The organism is Paenacidovorax caeni, from assembly GCF_001298675.1.
GTDB classification, from domain to species: Bacteria; Pseudomonadota; Gammaproteobacteria; order Burkholderiales; family Burkholderiaceae_C; genus Paenacidovorax; species Paenacidovorax caeni.
This window is the reverse complement of record NZ_CYIG01000033.1, coordinates 1-18,416: the sequence shown is the minus strand read 5'-3', so window position 1 is coordinate 18,416 and position 18,416 is coordinate 1. Positions and strand designations below refer to the sequence as shown.

The 18,416-nt window shown below is 60.8% G+C and carries 15 protein-coding genes and 4 pseudogenes; 4 read left to right on the top strand and 15 right to left on the bottom strand.

The features are described from left to right. The 9 genes and pseudogenes from BN2503_RS20530 to BN2503_RS21445 form a co-directional block, all read right to left on the bottom strand. Positions 1-1,770: an SUMF1/EgtB/PvdO family nonheme iron enzyme gene (locus BN2503_RS20530; RefSeq protein ID WP_158447360.1), complete on the bottom strand. Its 1,770-nt coding sequence runs from the start codon at positions 1,768-1,770 to the stop codon at positions 1-3. Positions 1,771-1,811: 41 nt separating this feature from the next. Continuing rightward, positions 1,812-2,744 (bottom strand): PP2C family protein-serine/threonine phosphatase, encoded by a 933-nt coding sequence (locus tag BN2503_RS20120; RefSeq protein WP_074930275.1) that lies wholly within the window; start codon positions 2,742-2,744, stop codon positions 1,812-1,814. Between the two features lies 1 nt (position 2,745). Further along, on the bottom strand, positions 2,746-3,975 hold the full coding sequence (locus tag BN2503_RS13585; protein WP_139235435.1) for an FHA domain-containing protein: 1,230 nt from the start codon (positions 3,973-3,975) through the stop codon (positions 2,746-2,748). Positions 3,976-4,044: 69 nt separating this feature from the next. Beyond that, positions 4,045-4,392, bottom strand: a complete 348-nt coding sequence (locus BN2503_RS13580) for a hypothetical protein (RefSeq protein ID WP_054257200.1) — start codon at positions 4,390-4,392, stop codon at positions 4,045-4,047. Beyond that, positions 4,376-8,284: a putative peptidoglycan glycosyltransferase FtsW/RodA gene (locus BN2503_RS13575; protein WP_054257199.1), complete on the bottom strand. Its 3,909-nt coding sequence runs from the start codon at positions 8,282-8,284 to the stop codon at positions 4,376-4,378. The genes BN2503_RS13580 and BN2503_RS13575 overlap by 17 nt, the downstream gene beginning before the upstream one ends. A 172-nt stretch (positions 8,285-8,456) precedes the next feature. Beyond that, positions 8,457-9,125, bottom strand: coding sequence for a metallophosphoesterase family protein (locus tag BN2503_RS13570; protein ID WP_233495079.1), 669 nt, complete (start codon positions 9,123-9,125; stop codon positions 8,457-8,459). Beyond that, entirely contained in the window at positions 9,020-9,526 is a 507-nt protein-coding gene (locus tag BN2503_RS20995; protein ID WP_233495078.1) for a hypothetical protein, read from the bottom strand. The genes BN2503_RS13570 and BN2503_RS20995 overlap by 106 nt, the downstream gene beginning before the upstream one ends. A 642-nt stretch (positions 9,527-10,168) precedes the next feature. Then, positions 10,169-10,530, bottom strand: a pseudogene (locus tag BN2503_RS20990) (IS5/IS1182 family transposase); the annotation flags it as partial. Further along, positions 10,523-10,774, bottom strand: a complete 252-nt coding sequence (locus BN2503_RS21445) for a class I tRNA ligase family protein (protein WP_054257197.1) — start codon at positions 10,772-10,774, stop codon at positions 10,523-10,525. The pseudogene BN2503_RS20990 and the gene BN2503_RS21445, both read right to left, overlap by 8 nt. Before the next feature lie 342 nt (positions 10,775-11,116). Between BN2503_RS21445 and BN2503_RS20980 the strand changes: the two are divergent. Beyond that, positions 11,117-12,235 (top strand): annotated as a pseudogene (locus BN2503_RS20980) (ISAs1 family transposase). Between the two features lie 89 nt (positions 12,236-12,324). Here the strand turns inward: BN2503_RS20980 and BN2503_RS20110 are convergent. Both BN2503_RS20110 and BN2503_RS19455 read right to left on the bottom strand, forming a co-directional pair. Next, a complete protein-coding gene (locus BN2503_RS20110; protein ID WP_139235433.1) occupies positions 12,325-12,852 on the bottom strand; it encodes a hypothetical protein in 528 nt (175 codons plus the stop codon). Then, positions 12,801-13,103, bottom strand: a complete 303-nt coding sequence (locus tag BN2503_RS19455; protein ID WP_074930273.1) for an FAD-dependent oxidoreductase — start codon at positions 13,101-13,103, stop codon at positions 12,801-12,803. The genes BN2503_RS20110 and BN2503_RS19455 overlap by 52 nt, the downstream gene beginning before the upstream one ends. A 574-nt stretch (positions 13,104-13,677) precedes the next feature. On the opposite strand from BN2503_RS19455, the gene parA reads away from it, so the two are divergent. Beyond that, the gene (gene parA / locus BN2503_RS13540; RefSeq protein ID WP_233495077.1) at positions 13,678-14,406 is read left to right on the top strand and encodes a ParA family partition ATPase; all 729 of its coding nucleotides are present in this window, start codon (positions 13,678-13,680) and stop codon (positions 14,404-14,406) included. 44 nt (positions 14,407-14,450) lie between these two features. After that, the gene (locus BN2503_RS13535) at positions 14,451-15,446 is read left to right on the top strand and encodes a ParB/RepB/Spo0J family partition protein (RefSeq protein ID WP_074930284.1); all 996 of its coding nucleotides are present in this window, start codon (positions 14,451-14,453) and stop codon (positions 15,444-15,446) included. A 119-nt stretch (positions 15,447-15,565) separates the two neighbouring features. On the opposite strand, the pseudogene BN2503_RS13530 reads toward BN2503_RS13535, so the two are convergent. Continuing rightward, a pseudogene (locus BN2503_RS13530) lies at positions 15,566-15,736 on the bottom strand (IS3 family transposase); the annotation flags it as partial. A 118-nt stretch (positions 15,737-15,854) separates the two neighbouring features. On the opposite strand from BN2503_RS13530, the gene BN2503_RS20525 reads away from it, so the two are divergent. Further along, entirely contained in the window at positions 15,855-15,992 is a 138-nt protein-coding gene (locus BN2503_RS20525) for a hypothetical protein (protein ID WP_158447359.1), read from the top strand. A 555-nt stretch (positions 15,993-16,547) separates the two neighbouring features. Here the strand turns inward: BN2503_RS20525 and istA are convergent. The 3 genes and pseudogenes from istA to tnpC all read right to left on the bottom strand — a co-directional run. Continuing rightward, a pseudogene (gene istA / locus BN2503_RS19450) lies at positions 16,548-17,213 on the bottom strand (IS21 family transposase); the annotation flags it as partial. A gap of 57 nt (positions 17,214-17,270) precedes the next feature. Beyond that, positions 17,271-17,792 carry a hypothetical protein gene (locus BN2503_RS13520; RefSeq protein ID WP_054257191.1) on the bottom strand — a complete coding sequence of 174 codons (522 nt, stop codon included), beginning with the start codon at positions 17,790-17,792 and terminating at the stop codon, positions 17,271-17,273. Beyond that, positions 17,789-18,416: IS66 family transposase (gene tnpC / locus BN2503_RS13515; RefSeq protein ID WP_148639755.1), on the bottom strand; the 628-nt coding region annotated here is incomplete at its 5' end. The genes BN2503_RS13520 and tnpC, both read right to left, overlap by 4 nt.

Below are 18,416 nucleotides of genomic sequence, written 5' to 3'. Positions count from 1 at the left end.
TTACTGCTGGCCAGGGGGGGATGGACGGTATGGCAGATGGCAGGCCAGCCGCAATGTGATGCGGGGGCTGCGCCAATGGGTGGGATAGTGGTCCATGGCGGGCATGGGGCTGCCCCCCTGAGTGCCGCCCCGCACCTGAGCCCAATTGCGATGGGGCTGGGTGCCAGTCCATTGCCATAACGGGCCATGCAAGCCCGCCAGGCCGTGGCTGTTGACGGGCCATTGAGTGACGGGTTGCGCAGGGAGCACTGCGGGGGCACGCGCCGCGTCGTCCGTAGCGACCGCTAGGGCCCATTCCTCGGCAGTGAGCAGACGCAGCCGGTGCTCTGTGCCGTGCTGCGTGACAATGTGGTTAACAGTTTCGATGTAGGCCAGACAGTCGAGGTAGCTGACGTGGGTGATGGGCGCGTCCAGCAGGCTGGGGGAGAGCTCGGCATCGTGCACCAGGGGTGGGCAGTGCAGTTCCGGGTTGTGCTGGCAAGCCGCCAGCCATTGCCGCCAAGTGATGGGGGTGCCAGAGATGGCCAGGGGGCCTTCAGTGGTGGCCGCTGACCGTAGGGGCACCATGGCAGGAAAGAACGGAGTGGTAGGAGGTGGCGGCTGGTGTGTGCGGGTGGGAGGGACGGTTTCCACTCTGGCGGGGGATGACGGGACCGCTATGGCGGCCTGGCGAGGCTGGCTGTCGAAATCGCGAGCGTTTAGCCTGAATTCCTTGGGACAGGCGCGGCCTTGGCGCCGTGCGTCGTCCAGAGCGGCCTGGATGTTATGTATGTAGCGGGTGTGGGGGCGTTCTCGCGGGCACGCATGACTGCCCCAGTGTGTCAATTGCCCCGGGAGGGCCTCAACCAGTTGCTGAACGGCAGATACCTGGGAGGTCCGGATGGTACGGCCTTCCAGATGGTCGGCTACGCCAGTGCCGTCGCGGATGTCTGCGAGCATGCAGCCAAGCTGGTAGAGGTCTTCGCGCCAGTCGAGTTGGCGGAACGCCTCCAGCGGCGAGGGCGCGTCCAGGCACTGCCACCACGCCGGGGTAAGCCAAACGTTTTCCCAGCGTTCGCCGGGTTTAAGCCGTGCCTGAGCGTCTTTTTCGACAGCGGCAAGTATGGCTTGCAGGTGGGGGGACAACCGCACACCGTCACCTTGGTGCTGCATGGGCAGCGTGGTGCTGGGCAAGCTGCGGGTGTTCAGTGCATAGCCGAAGTCAATCAGGGTAATGTCGTCCCAACGGACGTACATATCCATGCAGCCGGGCTGCGGTTGGGGGGCGAGATGTACCGGCAGCGTAATGTTGCCGGGGTGGATGTCACAGTGCACAAGATGGAATTTGTGCACGCAGTCGAGTGCTGTGAGTATGCCCAGGGCTAGTTGGAGAAAGGCCTCGGGCTGGACCAGACAGTGTGCATGCAAGGCGGCCCCGGTGTGGACGGGGGTATGAAGCCAGTCGTCGAGCGTGGGACCGCAGTCTACTGTTTTGATCGTGGTGCGCGAAGGTTCTGCCAGCAGCGTGCCCTGGCGCTCGATCAGCGCAGCGCGGTATGTATAGGGCACTTTGTGATTGGCCAGCCGCGTGAGCCATTCGGCTTCAGTGTCGTTGAATGCATCCAGATTGATGCCGTTGTGGCTGAGGTAGCGCTTGACCCAGATGGCCCTCCTATGCTCATCATCCCATTCGCGCCAAAATTCAATGGCCCCTTGCGATTTGCTCATTTTGGGCACGGCCCGGTGAGGATTGAACAACTGTTCTATTTGTTCCCAGGTTTTGGTCGTCATGCCTTACCTCCTTGGCGTGCTCAGTTGTATTTTTTTGTATCTTAACTAATGGGATTGGGGGCTCTGAGTAGCAGGACGGAGATATCGTCGTCGCTCCCTGTTTCCCTGGCATGCATCGCCAACGCTTGTGCGAAGTCGGCCAGTCTGGTACCTGAAACTCCTTGGCGCGGGAGTGTGTCGGCGCTGCTCAGCCACTGATGCAACCCATCGGAGCTGAGCATCAGGATTTCTTGGGCAGCCAGCGAGAGTGGATGCACCTCGGGGGCACCCATGAGTCCGGCTCCGACCATGCGGGCTGGTGCAGACCAATGGCTGGGGTGTGGTGGGAGTTCCCCCAAGTTGGCGTAGCTTTGATCGGCGAGCAGCGGCAGCAGTTGACCTGTGTGGATGTTCCAGATACTCAAGCGTGCATCGCCAACGCGGCTGATCCAGCCCTGTGCGCGACTGTCGAGCCAGGCTGCAGCCAGAGTGGCGGCACCGGGCAGGGGTGTTCGCGCAGCCAGTGACCTATTGACGGCGCTATCTGCGGTGGATAGGCCTTCGAGAAGCAGGCCAGGATGAGTGGCGTTTGCGTTGGCATGCAGGCTACCCATTGCCAGGCAGTGCCTCACGAGGGCGTGGCTAGCAATGTCTCCCCGCGCACCGCCGCCCACGCCATCGGCCAGCACGAGGCTGACGCCATGCGGGGCGTGTTTGTCCGGGCCGGGGGCATCGTAGCGGCAATGCATGGCGTAGCCCAGGGAGTCTTCGCTGATGCGATGGCTGGGGCCCACTATCTGGGCCCAGGCGATTTCCCAGCCTCCGCAGGCGTGTTCTCCGTAAGTGAGCGCCGGGGCGCCGTTGTTGCTTGCGGGTGGTTTGTCGAGTCCAGGGAATATCTGATGCTGGATACGCTGCAGATCGGCCCTGAAAGGGTCGTATGCGGCTGGCGTAGCGCTACGGCCAGGAAAGCTGTAGGGGGTTTCGAACGCCATATCAGACCGCTTCGATGATGATGCGCACAGTGCCCACACCACCACAGCCCCCCAGATGAATCACATTGCCCGGTGCCATGGCCTTGAGCATGAAGCGCTCGGACAGGGCGCTGCCCTGATGGAAAGAGCCGTTGCGGGGGTGGCCATGGTTGACCAGGTAGAAGGTGCTGGTCTCCGGGTCGAATCGGCTGAGTTCGAGGTGCTCGCGGGACACGAGAAGGCCCAAATTGGCGTCTCTGGGGTTGCCCAGGCTGAGCCCGTGTTGGAACCGTCCGGTGCTGGTGTGCTCTCGGCCAATGACAAAAGGTAGCATGTCCTGGGTTATGGCGATGGTGGCCTCCTGATCCTGCCCGGCGTACTGAACCCGCACGAACGCGATCTGGCGTGACGTTGGCTTGGCCAAGGGCGTGTCGGTGCCATGGACCATAGTCTGGTGCGGCAGGCTGAGAGGAGTTTCGTTGCCCACGCGACGGGGCGTGACCGGGGTGGTCATAACCGGCTCGACCGATGCCGCCGCAGAATTCGGCTTCGCTTCGCTGCAACTGGCGCTGGACTCGACATCTACCACTGTCTGAGCGATTGCTGGATCCGAAGTGCAGGGTTCCTTCTGTGGCACGACCTCAACCACCGACTGTGTCGGTTTGGGCACAACAGAAATGTATTGGCCCGAAAACAAAAACTTTATTTCGGCGCTGTCGATACTCCAGGAAGCAATCAGGCGGATAGTTTGGCCGTCGATGACGGTTGGCTCGACATCCAGGCTGATACCGAAAAATCCGTCGTCAATGACGAGCTGCTCCTGGGCGCCAGGGGCCGCCATGACAAGAATCCGCGCCATGCGGTTGCGAACCTCAATGGGCAGTTTCTCCAGAGGCTGGAGGAAAGACGACTTCTCGCGAGGGACGAACACCTGGATGCCGGTCACGCGGTATTTGGTGCTCTGGTCAAGCATGTACAACGGGTGCACATGCTGTTCGCAGAACAGGCGGGTGCCGTCGGTAATGGCGTCCTTGAAGGCTTCCAGCGCAGAGCGGGCCTTCTGCTCGACCCAGACAGGAACGGTGTCGGGTTCGGGCGGTGGCAAGATTTCGTGTGCACTGTCACGACCCATGCCACCGGGTTTACCGCGCAGTACGTCGTCGCTAGGTCGGTTCAACGGCTGGGGGGCACCAAAAGTCCAGTCCATGAAGCGCTGAGGCCAGGTTTTTGCGGGGGTGTGAGCGAAGTTCATCATCCAATCTCCTTGCAGTTGGGGTCGAGGCACTGGGTAGACGGACGCACCGCACCAAAAAACTCACCGTCAATCACTGAAAATTTTCACGGTCATGATGTGCCCACCCTGACATCCGAAGTAAGCGCTTGTCTGGGGCGTGTAGCCAACCGTGTATTCGACGCCGAGGCCCTGCATCCATGTGCACAGGTCTTTGATCTGCTGGCTGGCTTCTCCTGCCTGCATGTGCTTGAGCAGGGCCGGGTCCATGGCAAGGCTGACGCGGGTTCTCACCCCAGGCTGGGCCGTGAGGGATTGCAGGGCACGGGGGGAGTGCCAGGCTTTCACCACCAGATCCTTGACCTCAGAAATAAGAGCGTCGATGCGGCTGGCGCCACTGCTGCGGCCCAGCCGCAGAATTTCAAGGGGCTGCGCCATGGATGGTCTCCGTCAGGTTTTGGTGTTCGGCGGCCTCCGCCAGTTGGCGGGCTAGGCGGAGGCCGATTTCGGCGGCAACGTTTCCACCGCGATCAAAGGGGGAGTCGATAAGGCCTGTGCGTGCACTCCAGTTACGCTCGGTCAGAACAACCACGATCTTGGTCCAGACAATGCCTTGCCCATCGCTTTTTCCCAACACGTATGCGTACCACTTGGTCGGGGGCACCACGCAGCGCGCCCATTCATGCCGACGCACGATGCCGTCGGACAGGGCTTTCACCTTGTCGCAGGCTTGCTGACGCCGCTGGTAGTTCATTGCGTCATGCGGAAACAGCGGTGTGCCTGTCTTGCTGGCCACCACCCAGCGACCGGTGTTATTGCAGTTCATGAGGCTGTCGCCCGCCATGGCCTTGACGCATGAGCTGTGGGCCGTGCCACTGGGTTTGACGGGTTCCAGCAGCGCCTCCAAGAGGCGGCGGGCGTGCTGAGGAGCCACGGCAGGCACCCCGATCCCAGCGCCTGTTTCTGCTCGTTTGATGATCGACACCGCGCCATGGGGCGCACCTTGAGCTGCGGCGGTCAGGGTGAACAGCAATTCCGCAACGCCGACTGGTGACACATGGGCATTGCCCTGGCCAAAGAGCTCCGCTACGCTAGCAACGAGGCCAATGCCCTGGCAGTCACGCCACCGCTTGGGGTGCCCGTTGGCATAACAGTTCCGGACCGCCTCTAGCGTGAAATTTTTTGACCCTGGTTTGTAGTCGTCAGCGTCCACAAGCGAAGCCGCAGGCGCCGCCGGGTTGGACAACAAGCGCAGCCGCGAAACATTGAAAACGCCCTGCTCCTCCCCGCTCATCAGGTTCAGCGCCTGGCACTTCGAATCACCCTTGGCGCATGCGCTGTAGCCGCCGAGATCATGAGTCGCCTGCACGAGGGCGTTCAATCGGTTCTGGTTGCATTGTGGGCTGAAGCCCCGGTCTACGCACATAAACTCGTCTATGAAGCGCTCGGTCTGGCTTTGCCGAATGGCTTCGGAGAAGTCGGCTGTACTCTGCGTGAGCGGACTCGACACGCGCAGCAAGGCCAAGGCTTGACCGATTTTGCAGAGCGAGCCGCACATGGCCTCGCCGTGTAAAGCCTGATTGGTAACTTTCCATGGCCGGTTCTCAGCGGCCTGGGGCAAGGGCAAACAACCCTTGCGCTGCGCCCCCTGATGGTGCGCTTGGTAGCAGGGTGTATGGGCCGAAGCAGCCGCCTCGATTTCGCCGGAAGCGACGTCCACTACGAGGACGGCAGCCATGCGTGCCCGGGCCGACTCCAACATGTGATCGCCTCTCGTTTCTGCACCGGACAAGGATGTACATGGCCCGACGAAGCACTCCACCAGATTTTGGGCCTGCATTTGCTGGGACGCCTTGACGGACAAGGTCACGCTACGGCCCTGTCCAATGGACGACGCTACGGGTGGGCGCAAACCAACAACCCATTTCACGAGTCTGTCTGCACGCAGCATGACGGCCCAATCGGGTGCGCCAAGATTCTCGACGGGTCTGTTGTGGAGTCGATGCTGATGAACAACACCAGATGCGCTGACGTCGCGCCGAACCGAGGTCGTCACGACGCTCAGGGCCTGTTCCAATTGGGGCGATGACTTCAACAACTGCTGAGCAAGCGCCGATGCTGATGGGCAAGGAGCTTGGCCTGTGGCTGGATCTGGCTGGTTGGGCAGGCGCACGCAGCCACGGAGCCGGTACGGGTTGCTGACACCAACCTGGAGTCCGTTCGGGCGCTCTAATTGGCGAGCCGCCTCGTTCCCCGATCTGCCCAAGGCCCAAACTGCTGCAGCCGCCACCGACCGGGCTTGCATACACGACAGCAGTGCCCCTGCCTGTGCTCCTATGATAGGGAGGCCGACGTGGCGGGAAAGACGCTCAACCAGATCGGTGATCTGTTCCGTTCCCACCGGACAATCAGATGCGACAACACTGAGGCTACCCCCGACATTAGGCGCGCCCGATGCTGGTGTCGACACCGCCAAGCGGAGCAACTGCAGGCCGTCGACCACGATGTGGGGAACCAATCGATCTTTGACTGGTTGCGTGGCAAACGGGCGCCAGGCCACTGCAGCGAGCATGAACAGGCACATGCCGACCACCGCACTGGCAAAGTATCGGTTGAGTGCACTCGACAGCCAGCCAACGCTGTGGGCTCGTTCTGCAAACCCGAGCCCTCCCAGCGCCAGCCCGATCCAGATAGCACTGGCGGCAATTGCCACGTTGCCCAGCCCCAGAAAAGGCTGTGTCACGCCAGACAACGGAATCAGGCCGAGATTGCCCGCGACACTTATGAGCAACTGACCCATCAGCATGGCGGCGTAAATGACAACGATCCAGGCGCTCAAACGGGATGTAATCAGGGCAATGCCCTTCGCACTCACTTGCCTCGACACTGTCCAGACAACCAATGCGATAAGGATCAGTGTCAACAGGAGCAGCAGAACAGCTCCAGCGTTCCCCCAGACAGCACCAATGGCGGTGTAAACATAGTCGCTGCCAAACTGAACCGGAACGCCGCTGCTCTTGGTGCACACGGCCTGCCCAATAAAGGCCCTGGCGCCACACCATGGGACGGCCCCGAGACCAAAACCAGTCGGCCCAGCGGCATCCAGAAGCCATGCGATCTGGCTGGCATAGTCCAGCCTTGCGGAAAAGGGATCCCGCATGGCTTCTTCCCTCAACACCAGCCGCTCAGGCGCCCAACTCGTTGACGGCAACCAATCAACCAGTGCATAGCGTATCGACAAAGCCACCAGCACCCATGCCAAAATAACGCACGTCATCTTCAGAATGCGCCCAGTGCTCCACTGAGACGGTGCCGAGATAACCAACGCAAAGGGAATCAGCGCAACCGCCATCACGAGCACAGGACCAAAGTCCCTGGTCAAGACAAGTACGGCCAAGCCCCCAAGGGGCACAATCATGACCAACCCGCTAGACTTCAGCAATTGCCTGGGACTACGGCTCCATTCGAAGTGCCTCGCCATGAACCAGGCCAAGGACACCGCGCAGAACAAACGAACCAATTCGGCGCTAACATGGGGAAGCCCCGCGCTGCGCCCCCACCGTGCCGCCCCACCGATCCATGTTAGAGATAGCAGAGACAAGGTAAGTGCCACAAAGAGGATCAACGGACCTCGCGGCCTGTCCCACAGGGCTGACACCTGCACCACCAGCGAGAGAAAGCGCCATGAACCCAGGATACTGAATGGCAACAGCACGAACGCTGAAACCCATACGGCATCCAACTGGCGCAGCCCAATGAAACGCAGGGTGGTCGGACCGCGTGCGGCGAGATCAGACAGCCAGATCACGCTGATACCAACCAGCAGAAACCAGAGTCCCCAGATCGAGATAGAGTGCACCCACCCCACCCGTCGAATCGGCCCTGTGGGCCGGACTGTCTCCTGCCGGAGCGCGCTACGGATCACTCCCACCAGAGAGACGATGGCCGCAAGAACCAGCCAGGTAGTGTCACTGAAACCATAGGCATTGGACGCCGCAGCGGCCAAAAAACCGATGGCCGCCACTGCGTAAGGCGCCCACCTCGAAGAGCGAAAGCCGAGCGAAACACCCAGCGTAGAAACCCCGAGCACTGCCCATATCAAAAAGACATAGGGCAGCGAATCGAACTGTCTGGCTGCACGCCAAGCGTCTGGCGCCAGCCATCGCCCACCCGAAACCACCAAATCGACCGCATATCGAGCATGGCTGGACGCGTTGTCTAGACCCAGGAGGGTAGCGGGCGCGATGAGGTACACCAGCCCCCCCGCCACCAAAGCGACCAAAATCACCAGGAACAAGGCAGTGGAAGTCCTAGGGTATTTCTTGAGCATCGGGTTCGTCCTTTAAGCCAATGCGCTTGGGACGGACAAGATGAAAGAAAAGACTCATGGGTGCGCGCCAGCCAGGGACGGCTGTAGGCAAAGGCCATCCTGCCATCTTCGTCCTCGCACAAATGGCCGATCAGCTCGCCGGTCATGAAAGCAGCCGGCTGCTTCATTTCACCTACCGATTGCGCCCTGCCCGCGCATAGTCAAACTTCCCCGGCCGAATGCACCCTCCATCCATGTCGGTTACCCCGCAAAACCCCACGCCAAAGGTCGCAAACCCCAGCCGCACCCGATCACGACTGTAGTCCAGGCAATCATGGTGGAGCCCATGGAATGCCTTGCCCACACGCAGACTGCGCGCCAGTTCATCAATCGCCTCAAAGCCATGCGGGTGGGCGCTGGGCGCCTCGTGCGCTACCAGAATATCGGCGCGTTGGGACACCAGGCGAAAGTAGTCCTCCGGAAATACGGAACTGCGGTGCTTGCGCGGCAAGCCATCGCGCCAGCGATTCCCCCTGCCGCAGCACGCAGTGAACTCCTTGGAGCTCTCGTACAGCCAGTCCACTGGCGGCGTCCACACCTGCCCCCGGAACACACCGCCCAGCCCGGCAATGCGCACACCATCGACCAGAGCGACGCGGCCATGCAGATTCCTGTCCGCCAGTGCCGAGCCGAACAGGTGATCGTAGTCGGCATCGGAATCCGTGTCGTGGTTGCCGTGGATGAACCAGACCTCGGTCATCCCCAGAATGGATTCGAGTTCCACTTCCAACGGGCACTGCGCCTGCAGGTCGCCCAAAAAGACAATGGCTTCCGGTCGATCCCTGGAGACGATCTCCAGCACATGCCGGGCGCGTTGGCCGGCAGCGCCTTGATGAGATTGTCCTCCAATGGTTTGAAGAAGAAGTCCGTCGCCTGCTCGACCGTGGGCCCGGCCAGGCTCGTGACGTCCTTCGCCGCCTCGACCCCGATGTCCCCGATGTCCCCGATGTCCCCGATGCCCAGAATGCCAGCGCGCTTGACGCCGTGCATCATCCAATCGCCCAGGTCGTAGTTCTTCATGTATCCCGGCAACTCGCCGGCACCCAGCATCAGCCCCTTGGTCACGTCTGCTGCAATCATCGCTGGCACGTACCAGGCAAACACGCCCAGGGGCGCGTAGTTGCCGTGCCCTGCCTCACCGATTGCGCGCTTCATGATCGTCTCGTGGAAGCTGTAGGCGAACTGCTTCAGGTGCCAGAACATGCCGAAGTGCGGGTCAGAACCCCAGGCCGGGCGCTGCGCCGCGTTGGGCGACAGGAGAGGGTGTGCAGAATTTTGTGTAAACGGACAATCCACCGCCGGCGCAAGCCGGCCTGTCCGTAAGCACCATGAGTACCAAGAAACACGACGTACCCGAACTGAGCTTGATGCAGAGCGATGAATGCGTACTTCAGCCGGACTGCCGCGCGAAGTACGCCGCCGCTTCTTTAGGATGTCGCGCTCCTCGGTGTTCGGTGGTAACGTTGACTGCTCATACTGGCTCCTATTGGACAGAAAATAGGCAGCTCTTGACTGCCTACAAAAACCCCGGGCAATTCACTGACGCTGTGCAACGGCGCCAATGTGCAGCGCTACTAGATGAAGCTGGAGCATTGATAATCGGACACCCAAGCGTTGTTACCCACCACTGTTCACGCTCAGCTGGGAGAGCAAAAAACCTCGCCCTTGTGGAAACTTCGTACAGGCGCATAAACCACCAAGGGTAGCCACATCTCCCGACAAGGTGCTTCACTTTCAGCGCTGAAATTAATCCAGTGATCGACAAGCACAACCAAAACAGTATCTAAGGCCTATTAAGCGCCTGTTCATACTCTTTTGAGTAATCCGCCCCGAACAATCCAGTTCTCAGCCGCAGGCTGGTCGGCGCCGAACAGGGGCGGTGATCAGCGCTGCAATGACCGCCTGCGTCGACAGCCCGAAGCGGGCGCATAGAAGCCGTAGCGCGTCCAGGAAAGGTGCAGGTTGCGCCCGGCGCCGCACATCACCGCGTGCAGCGCATCGCCCAGCGCGCCCTTGAGCGAGTTGCGTCCCAGCCGCCCGTCCATCTTCATATATCCAATGGTGGGCTTGATGGCGCTGCGCCGCTGCCTCGAGCGCAGGATGCGAACGCCTTCGATCTCCACACCCCGAAAACCCTTGTCCACGATGGCCGTGGCGGGCGGCTTGTCTGTGCGGGTGTATTCGCGACTCCAGTCCAAGCTATCGCCCAAACCGCGCATTTTCGTGGTGATGATGTTGCCCGATTTTTCCTTCCACTCCCACACTTTTGACGAAATCGGGACGGCCCAGGTCGTGGCCGCTCACGCCTTGCTCTTGCAACTGGCGCTCGACGACAATTTGCGTGGCAATGCCCGCGTGGTCGGAGCCAGGAACCCAGATGGTGTTGTGCCCCAACATGCGGTGGTAGCGCGTGAGGCTATTCACGACGGTCTGGTTGAACGCGTGCCCCATGTGCCGCGTGCCCTTGACGTTAGGCGACGGCAGCTGGATGCTGGAGGAGGGCTGGCCTGCAGCGGGTGCGCCCGTGCCACGGACACCCACAGCCCCGTAGCCGCGCCTCTCCCATTCGGGGGCCCAGCGAGCTTCCAGCGCAGCGGGTTCGAACGATTGGAAGAAGGATTGCAGGCCGGGTTGTTCGGGCGTGGTGTTGCCTTGGAGGTCATGGGCAGGTTAGTTCCATCAGAGCGAGGGCTTTTGCCGGCCCACTGGCGCGGGCCGCAGGGCGATCGCATCTAAATTTTTGAGCCAATCTTGATGCAAAGTGCAGGCTCCTGAAGCCAACCGGATGCGACCTTGAGCCTGCTGCAACTGCTCCAACAAATTCCCGATCCCCGTGTGCAGCGCACCCGCCGCCATGAGCTCATCGACTTGCTGGCTATCGCCATGTGCGCTACTGTCGCCGGTGCAGACAACTGGATCGAGACGGTGGAGTTTGCCCAGGCCCACCAGGCCTGGCTGCAACGCTTTTTGCGCCTGCCCTGCGGCATTGCCTCACACGACACCTTCGCGCGGGTCTTTCGCCGCCTGGATCCGCAGGCACTCGAACAGGTCTTGCAGCAATGGCTCAAGGGTATGTCTGCGAGCGCCTCGGGCCATGTGGCCATCGATGGCAAGAGCGTGCGCAGCGCCCACCGCAAGGGCAAGGGTGCGCACCACAGTTTGCACTTGGTCAGCGCCTGGGCATCTGAGCAGCGCCTGCTGCTGGGCCAGCGCAAGGTCGATGGCAAGAGCAACGAGATCACGGCTATTCCTGAGTTGCTCAAGTTGTTGGACATTGGTGGGTGCACCATCACCATCGATGCCATGGGCTGCCAAAAAGCCATTGCCAAGCAAATCGCCGACCAAGGTGCCCACTACGTGCTCAGCCTCAAGGGCAATCAGCGGCACATGTTCAACGTGTGCAAGAAACACTTTGAAAGCGCTGAAGCTGACAAGGGCCAGTAAACGTTCAGTGACTCAGACAAAGGCCACGGTCGCATCGAGACGCGCAAGTACCAGGTGTCGGCACTGCCGCCGGCGCTGCAGCGTGCGGCCCAGCACTGGCCCCAGCTGCAAAGTGTGGTGCGCGTGGTGCGCACGCGCCAACTGCTAGGCCAAGAGCGAGTCAGCGAACAAACGAGCTACTACCTCAGTAGCCTGAGCGCACACACCAGCGCCCAGCAAATGGCGCAATACATCCGGGGGCACTGGAGCGTGGAAAACCAGCTGCACTGGAGCCTGGATGTGGGCATGGGCGACGACAGCGGTCTGAGTCAGAAAGACCACGCCGCGCACAACCAGGCGCTGCTCAGGCGCATGGCCCAGCAGATGCTGCAGGCCGACACCAGCGTGAAGGCCGGACTCAAGGCCAAGCGCAAACGCGCGGGCTGGGACTTGACCTACTTGGAGCGGGTCATGGGGCTAGGCATTTAGATGCGATCGCCCTGGCGCGGGCCGTGGGCTGCTAGGTGATTGATAGCTTGCTGCGCGCGTAGCTTGGGCGCAGAAGGCGGTTTGAATGCCTATTCTTTGCGGCGGCTCAGGGGTTGGACGCGCGTTGGCGGTGCGCCAGCAGTGCCTGCACTGCCCGCTCGGCCGACGCCAGCGCCCACTCTTGCCAGCCGTTGAGCGGCTACAGCGCATCGCCGGCGAAGAAGACGGGTGCCATGCCCTGCTGCAAGGCCCGCGCCGTGGCCGGTGGCGTGGCGGGCGATCCAGTCAGCATTGCTGACCATGCTGGCGATGCGCTGTACCACCGCCACGCGGCCGCACGGGGCCAGCACCTGGTGCGCACCGCTGGCGGCACTACCATCGACCCAGGAGCCGTCGGTTTCTAGCGCCATCTTAATGGCATCGGCCGTGTGCACGGCCTGCAGGCCCTGGCGCACCAGGCGGGGCCATTCCAGCGCGAGACCACCAAGCAGAGGCAAGGTAAGAGCGAGCACGGCGTAGTCGGCCTCCAGCCGCTCTGCACCCTGTGGGCTGCGGGCCCACACGGCTACGCCGGTATGGGCGCGCTCCACGCCCAGCACCTGCATGCTGGTGCGCACGGGGGTGCCAGGGCAGGATGCGCCAGGCCCCCCGCGTTCAGGCACTGACCGTTGGAGAAAGTGCAGCGCTGCGACGGCCCCGCCGTGCCGGGTACGGTGTCACCAGGGCGCACGGCCCAGTTGCGCCCGCTGATGCGGGGACCAGCTTCCAGCACGGTGACCTGCAGCTCGGCCTGCTCCAGCGCCCAGGCCGCCCACATCCCCGCCATGCCGGCACCGGCAACGATAGCGCGCTCGACGACGCCGGCCACGCGCTCCTGCGAGCCCTGTCACGTGCGTCACACCCCACCCCACTGTGCGCAGCCAACGCAGGGTGCCCGCAGCAGTGAAGAGCCTGGGTAGCCCGTCCTGAACAACGCGCAAGCCGTTGATCTGAATCGTGGTTTTGCTGATGTCGTGCAGGGTATCGAGAAAGGACGCGACGTTCCATGGATAGAGGACAGCCCCAGACCCATATGACACACCCAACCGAGCATTCATTCAATGACGTCCCGAACGCTTGATGCATCAACACAAGGCAGCGCACGGCTGCTTTGGAATGCCGAATCTCTATGCATTACCGACTCAGAACATCTTCAGTAGAGACCCCATCCAGAGCCGCTCGGGCTGCTCAGCTTGCAGAGGGACTTTCCCTGACCGAATCCGCCTCACAGGCCGACCATGACGCCAAAGACCACACACAACATCCACACAGCCCTGACTTTCAGCGCTGAAAGTGCCCACACAGCAACACCCCACCAGCTGCCATCCCCAATTAACAAGCCACATCTGCTTAAGTTATCAAAAAAATTTATTGTTTGCTTGGTACAAATTATTCGATAATCAATGGATGGCGCACTTTCAGCGCTGAAAGTCAAGGGTTCTATGAGCGCAAAAATCATCACGGTGTTTAACCAAAAGGGCGGTTGCGGCAAGACAACTTTGTGCATGCAACTCGCGGGGGCATTTGCCTACTCGGGCTTGCGCACACTGGTCATAGACATGGATCCTCAAGGCACAGCCCTGCGCTGGGCAAGTGCAGCTCCTGACGATCAACCCTTTGCAGCTACGGTTATTAGCCTGTCTGCGATGGGCGGCAAGATGCATCGCGAGGTAAAAAACCACGTAGAAACTTTTGACGTGATCTTGATCGACTGCCCTCCGGCGATGGACTCCGCAGCCCCGACCAGTGCCATGTTGGTCTCGGATTTGGCACTCATCCCAGTGGTGCCCGCCCCTGCGGACATCTGGGCAGCAGAGAGCGCTGTGCAACTTGCTGCGAGTGCTACTCAGATTAACGATGCGCTACAAACATACATCGTCCCCAACATGGTCCAGCAACAGACGGGGTTGGCAAGGGACATGCTCGAAGCACTACGCAATATGGAAAAACTCAACGTGCTCAGTAGTTCATTGGGGCTGCGTACTACATTCCGGGATTGTCAGTTGTACGGCTCATCCGTCCACAAAGTTTCAAGGTCATCTGCAGCTTTTGCTGAGGTGGAATCCATGAAAAAGGAAATCTTGAAATTGTTAGGCCTGAATGTCGCCCGGCGCAAAGAGGCTGTTAAGTAATCGCGGATCGTGCGTGACCTGCGATGCACCAGAAGGATATTTTCATGAGCTTTAAAAAATTTGATCGACAAGCGGCGCTATCTAAAACACTGGGGCAAGAACGTAAGGCTGTGCAGGACAGATTTGCTGCAGCGGAGGCTGTAGTAAGTGCGCGTCCCGGAGGACTTGCCAATCCTGCCGTCCAGCCGAGCACTTTCAGCGCTGAAAGTGCGGCCCAGGCGCTGGTTGAGACTGGTGGAAAGACGATTAGGGTTGCCTTGTCTCTAGTTCATGACAATCCCTACAACGCCCGGACGATTTACCAAGAGGGATTAATTCAAGAGCTAGTCGGGTCGCTCAAGGCCCAGGGGCAACTGGTGCCTGCCTTAGCAGTAGAGCACCCCAGCTTGCCTGGACACTACCAGCTGATAGATGGGCACTACCGTAAAAAGGCCCTCATGCATGCGGGGCAGGAGCAGATCGACGTTACTCTGGTTCCCAGCGGTTCTTCATCTCACTACTACCAACTGAGCTACGTTGCCAATGAGAAGCGCTCGGCACAAAGTACGCTGGATAACGCGTACGCATGGAAGAAACTGCTTGATGATGGTGTGGTTAAAGAACATCAGGACATCGCTGTGCTAACTGGCACAACCGCCCCTGAGGTGAGCAAAACATTGCGCCTGCTCGAGCTCCCCGCCAGCGCACTTGAAAAGATGCGCACTGCCCCCGAGCGTTTTGGCATTAGCAACAGCTACGAAGTCACTCAGCTGTCGAAGTTCGTCACCGAAGCAGAGCTTCTTGAGGTAATGGACCGAGTTATTGAAGAAGATATTTCTACCCGCGCACTTGCCAAGATGAGAGCCAGTGCTCAAGAGGGAAAGGGCCGCAAACCAAAAGAATTACCGCGTGCATACAAAATTACGCACGCAGGTAGCTCTATCGGCGCGCTGAAAGAGTGGGACTCAGGCAAAGTGGTTTTGGAGGTGATCCTTTCGGACCCTAAAGAGCGCGCACACCTGTTAGCGACCCTAAAAGAACATTTTGGGTTGCACGAGTAAGGTTGACGAAGCCCCCTTCAAAGGACGTCCTCAAGCATCTGAACGTTCTACACGCTGAAGCGCGCAGGGTGCCGCGGAGGCCCGTTGGTTTAAGGCAGGCGGTCGCGATCTGCCCAGCTGCCCAGTGGCCCCCTCAAGCGATGGAGGTTGAACCAAGAGACCCACTCCAGCGTTGCGCGCTCGACCGCCTGCTTGGTCTTCCATGGGCCACCTCGGCCTTGTGTCTCAGCCAAGGCGTTGTCATAGCTGTTGCCCTTGGAGCCCACTGAGGGCTCGATGCCGGTCTCGGCCTGTATCCGCAAGTCATTTGAGACCTGCAACAAGCTGCTCAAGAACGTCGAAGCCTGGTGGAAAGACATTGTTCTGGACCGAAAACTGTAGGAGCTCTATCCGGCGCATTAGTACCAGATGAAGCGGCAGGAAGAAAAGGAGCAGGCCAGGCAAGCACGGGAAGACCAGCGTGAACAGGAAAAGATGGAGAAGGAAATTCGTGAGGCGCGCGCCAAGATTGAAAAGGGACGCCGCCACTTCGCCAGCACCCTGTGAAAGGCGCCGAGGTGACACTCGGAAGGCGAGGGGAGTGCTGGGCGAAAACGCTCGAACACATCGCGATCGCCCGAATGCGCATGAGCCCGGTCGTAGGGCCGACCAGTCTCAGCTTGATAGAACGCTTCAAAGTTGGCTTGCTCGGCAATGACCGGCGAAGCCGATGCCGCATCGGTAAGCCGATTCGCAAGGTCTAGCGCTTGCTTGCACCCGATCTGCAAAATCTGACTGGATAGAGCGGCTATTGCAGCGGCGACATTGCAACGTCGTCGTGGTAGCGTTGGCCAACAAGATGGCTCGCATGGGCGGTCCTGGCCAAGGGGATGGTCTTCGATCGCCAGCGATGGAATCCGCTTGAAGCTGTGAGCACCTGAGCCGTCGGTACGGCAAAGGCGTCGACCGAACAAGGCCGATTTGAAGGAGTGAACCGCCCCGGGTATCGAGGAGGCCGGTTGGTTTAAGTTGACACCTTTGTCGAGGTGTCGCTGGCGGCGAGTTGCCTCCAGTAGTTTGCTTCAGCTTCTGCCGGAGGGATGCCCCCAATCGGCGTGAGGGGCCGGTCATGGCATGGAATCGGGCGTTGACGTTGCGCGATTTGCCTTTGCCGACTTTGTCCACGGCTGTTCGCATGTTGTCGTAGATGCCACGCCGGGGGACGCCACCAAACACAGCAAAGGCTCGGGCGTGAGCGTCGAAGAGCATTTCGTGGGCCTGGGCATAGTAGGCGACCAATACATACGCTCGGCTGGATGCGAGTTTGATGTGCGCGACTTCGAGTCGTCTGTGCAGGCCGCCAATGAGTAAATATTCCGTGCTCCAGTCAAATTGGAACGCCTCGCCTGGCTCGAAGCTCAGAGGAATGAAGCCCACTGCCTTGGGGCTTTGACCTTGCTCGTCTTTCCATTGGCGGCAGAAGGCATAAACCATGGTTTTGCCTCCGCTGTAGCCCAATGCCCGGATGGCTTGGTAGTGGGCGTCGATGGTGCGTCGGTCTCGCCGGGTCCTGTGTGAATCGGCTTTGAGCCATAGGCTTAACTGCGCTTTGTAGGGTTCAAGCAGTCCCGGTGGGCTTTGTCGTTTGGCGTACTGGGGTTCGACCATGTCTGGCTGGTCGAGATACTTCTTCGCCGTGTTTCGAGAGATGTTGAGCCGTCTGGCGGCCTCCCGCACAGAAACGTTTTCGCGCAGCACCAGGCGGCGCAATTTGCTGAGGGTTCCCACGTTGATCACTCGTAAGCGTCGCCTCAACACCCTCTTGACGAGGATGACAGCGGATAGTCAAACGTCCAGGACGTGGCGCAGCAGGGCGAAGCCGACGCGCCAATGGGTGCCATCGCCGGGGTCGATGGTGGCGGTGCGGCTGTTGATGCGCACGATGATGCCCACCACGGTCTGCAGGTACTTGTCCTCAAAGGCCACCTTTTCGCCACAGCGGAAGTCGTTGCGTGTCGGTCGCGTTGGGGCGGGCGGCTCTGGCTCCACCGCTTGAGGAGGTGCCGCAGGATCGGGCGGAGGCGGTTCGATTGCGGCGTAGGGCAGCTTCCACTCCTTGCGCTCTCGCAAGTCCTGCAAGGTGACCTGGGCCTCGCGCATGGCCACGACCTTGCCTTCACGCAGGCTGCCATCGCGCCAGTCCACAAAGCGCACCGTCTGGCCCAGGTGCATGTCCTTGCGCACGGCAATGATGCGCCGCGGATCGGCCAGCAGCCGCTCGATCAGCGTGCTCAGCTGGAACAGCTCCAGGCTGCTGGCGCTCTGCAGGGCGTCCAGCACCCGAGGGTCGATGCCGGGTGCACTCATGCTGCCCGGCGCTGCTGTGTTGGGCTGACCCCTGTGTGCATCAGGTTCCAAGGCAACAGCTCATCGATGCGGTTGATGGGGTGCTCGGCAATGCGGCCGAGCACCTCACGCAGGTAGGCCTCGGGGTCCAGCCCATTGAGCTTGGCGGTCTGCACCAGGCTGTAGATTGCGGCCGCGCGCTCGCCGCCCGCGTCCGAGCCCATGAACAGGTAGTTGCCCCGCCCCAAGGCCACCCCACGCAGCGCCCGCTCGGCGGCGTTGTTGTCCATCTCGATACGGCCGTCATCGCAATAGCGCGTCAGGGCCTGCCAGCGCGCAAGGCTGTAGCCGATGGCCTGTGCCAATTCCGATTTGGCCGACACCCGCCCCAGCAGTTGGCTCAGCCAGGCGTGCATCTCCTGCAGCAGCGGGCCAGCCCGCGCCTGGCGTTGGGCCTGCCGAACATCGGGAGGTTGTCCCCGAATGTCGCGTTCGATCGCATACAGCTCGGCGATGCGTCCGAGCGCCTGTGCGGCGATGGAAGTCTCGTCTTTGCCGCTGCTGAGGTACAGATCCCACCAAGGTCGGCGCGCGTGCGCCCAGCAAGCGGCCTCGGTGATCTGGCCTGATCCGTAGAGCTTGCCC

Excerpts from the sequence above, each read along its gene's own strand:
- BN2503_RS13535 (WP_074930284.1), top strand. The coding sequence starts at position 14,451 with ATGAGCTTTAAAAAATTTGATCGACAAGCGGCGCTATCTAAAACACTG.
- BN2503_RS13575 (WP_054257199.1), bottom strand. The coding sequence starts at position 8,284 with ATGCTCAAGAAATACCCTAGGACTTCCACTGCCTTGTTCCTGGTGATT.
- BN2503_RS20120 (WP_074930275.1), bottom strand. The coding sequence starts at position 2,744 with ATGGCGTTCGAAACCCCCTACAGCTTTCCTGGCCGTAGCGCTACGCCA.
- BN2503_RS20525 (WP_158447359.1), top strand. The coding sequence starts at position 15,855 with ATGAAGCGGCAGGAAGAAAAGGAGCAGGCCAGGCAAGCACGGGAAGAC.
- parA (WP_233495077.1), top strand. The coding sequence starts at position 13,678 with ATGGATGGCGCACTTTCAGCGCTGAAAGTCAAGGGTTCTATGAGCGCA.
- BN2503_RS20995 (WP_233495078.1), bottom strand. The coding sequence starts at position 9,526 with ATGTTCTGGCACCTGAAGCAGTTCGCCTACAGCTTCCACGAGACGATC.
- BN2503_RS13520 (WP_054257191.1), bottom strand. The coding sequence starts at position 17,792 with ATGAGTGCACCCGGCATCGACCCTCGGGTGCTGGACGCCCTGCAGAGC.
- BN2503_RS13580 (WP_054257200.1), bottom strand. The coding sequence starts at position 4,392 with ATGGCGCAGCCCCTTGAAATTCTGCGGCTGGGCCGCAGCAGTGGCGCC.
- BN2503_RS13585 (WP_139235435.1), bottom strand. The coding sequence starts at position 3,975 with ATGAACTTCGCTCACACCCCCGCAAAAACCTGGCCTCAGCGCTTCATG.
- BN2503_RS21445 (WP_054257197.1), bottom strand. The coding sequence starts at position 10,774 with ATGGGGCACGCGTTCAACCAGACCGTCGTGAATAGCCTCACGCGCTAC.
- BN2503_RS20530 (WP_158447360.1), bottom strand. The coding sequence starts at position 1,770 with ATGACGACCAAAACCTGGGAACAAATAGAACAGTTGTTCAATCCTCAC.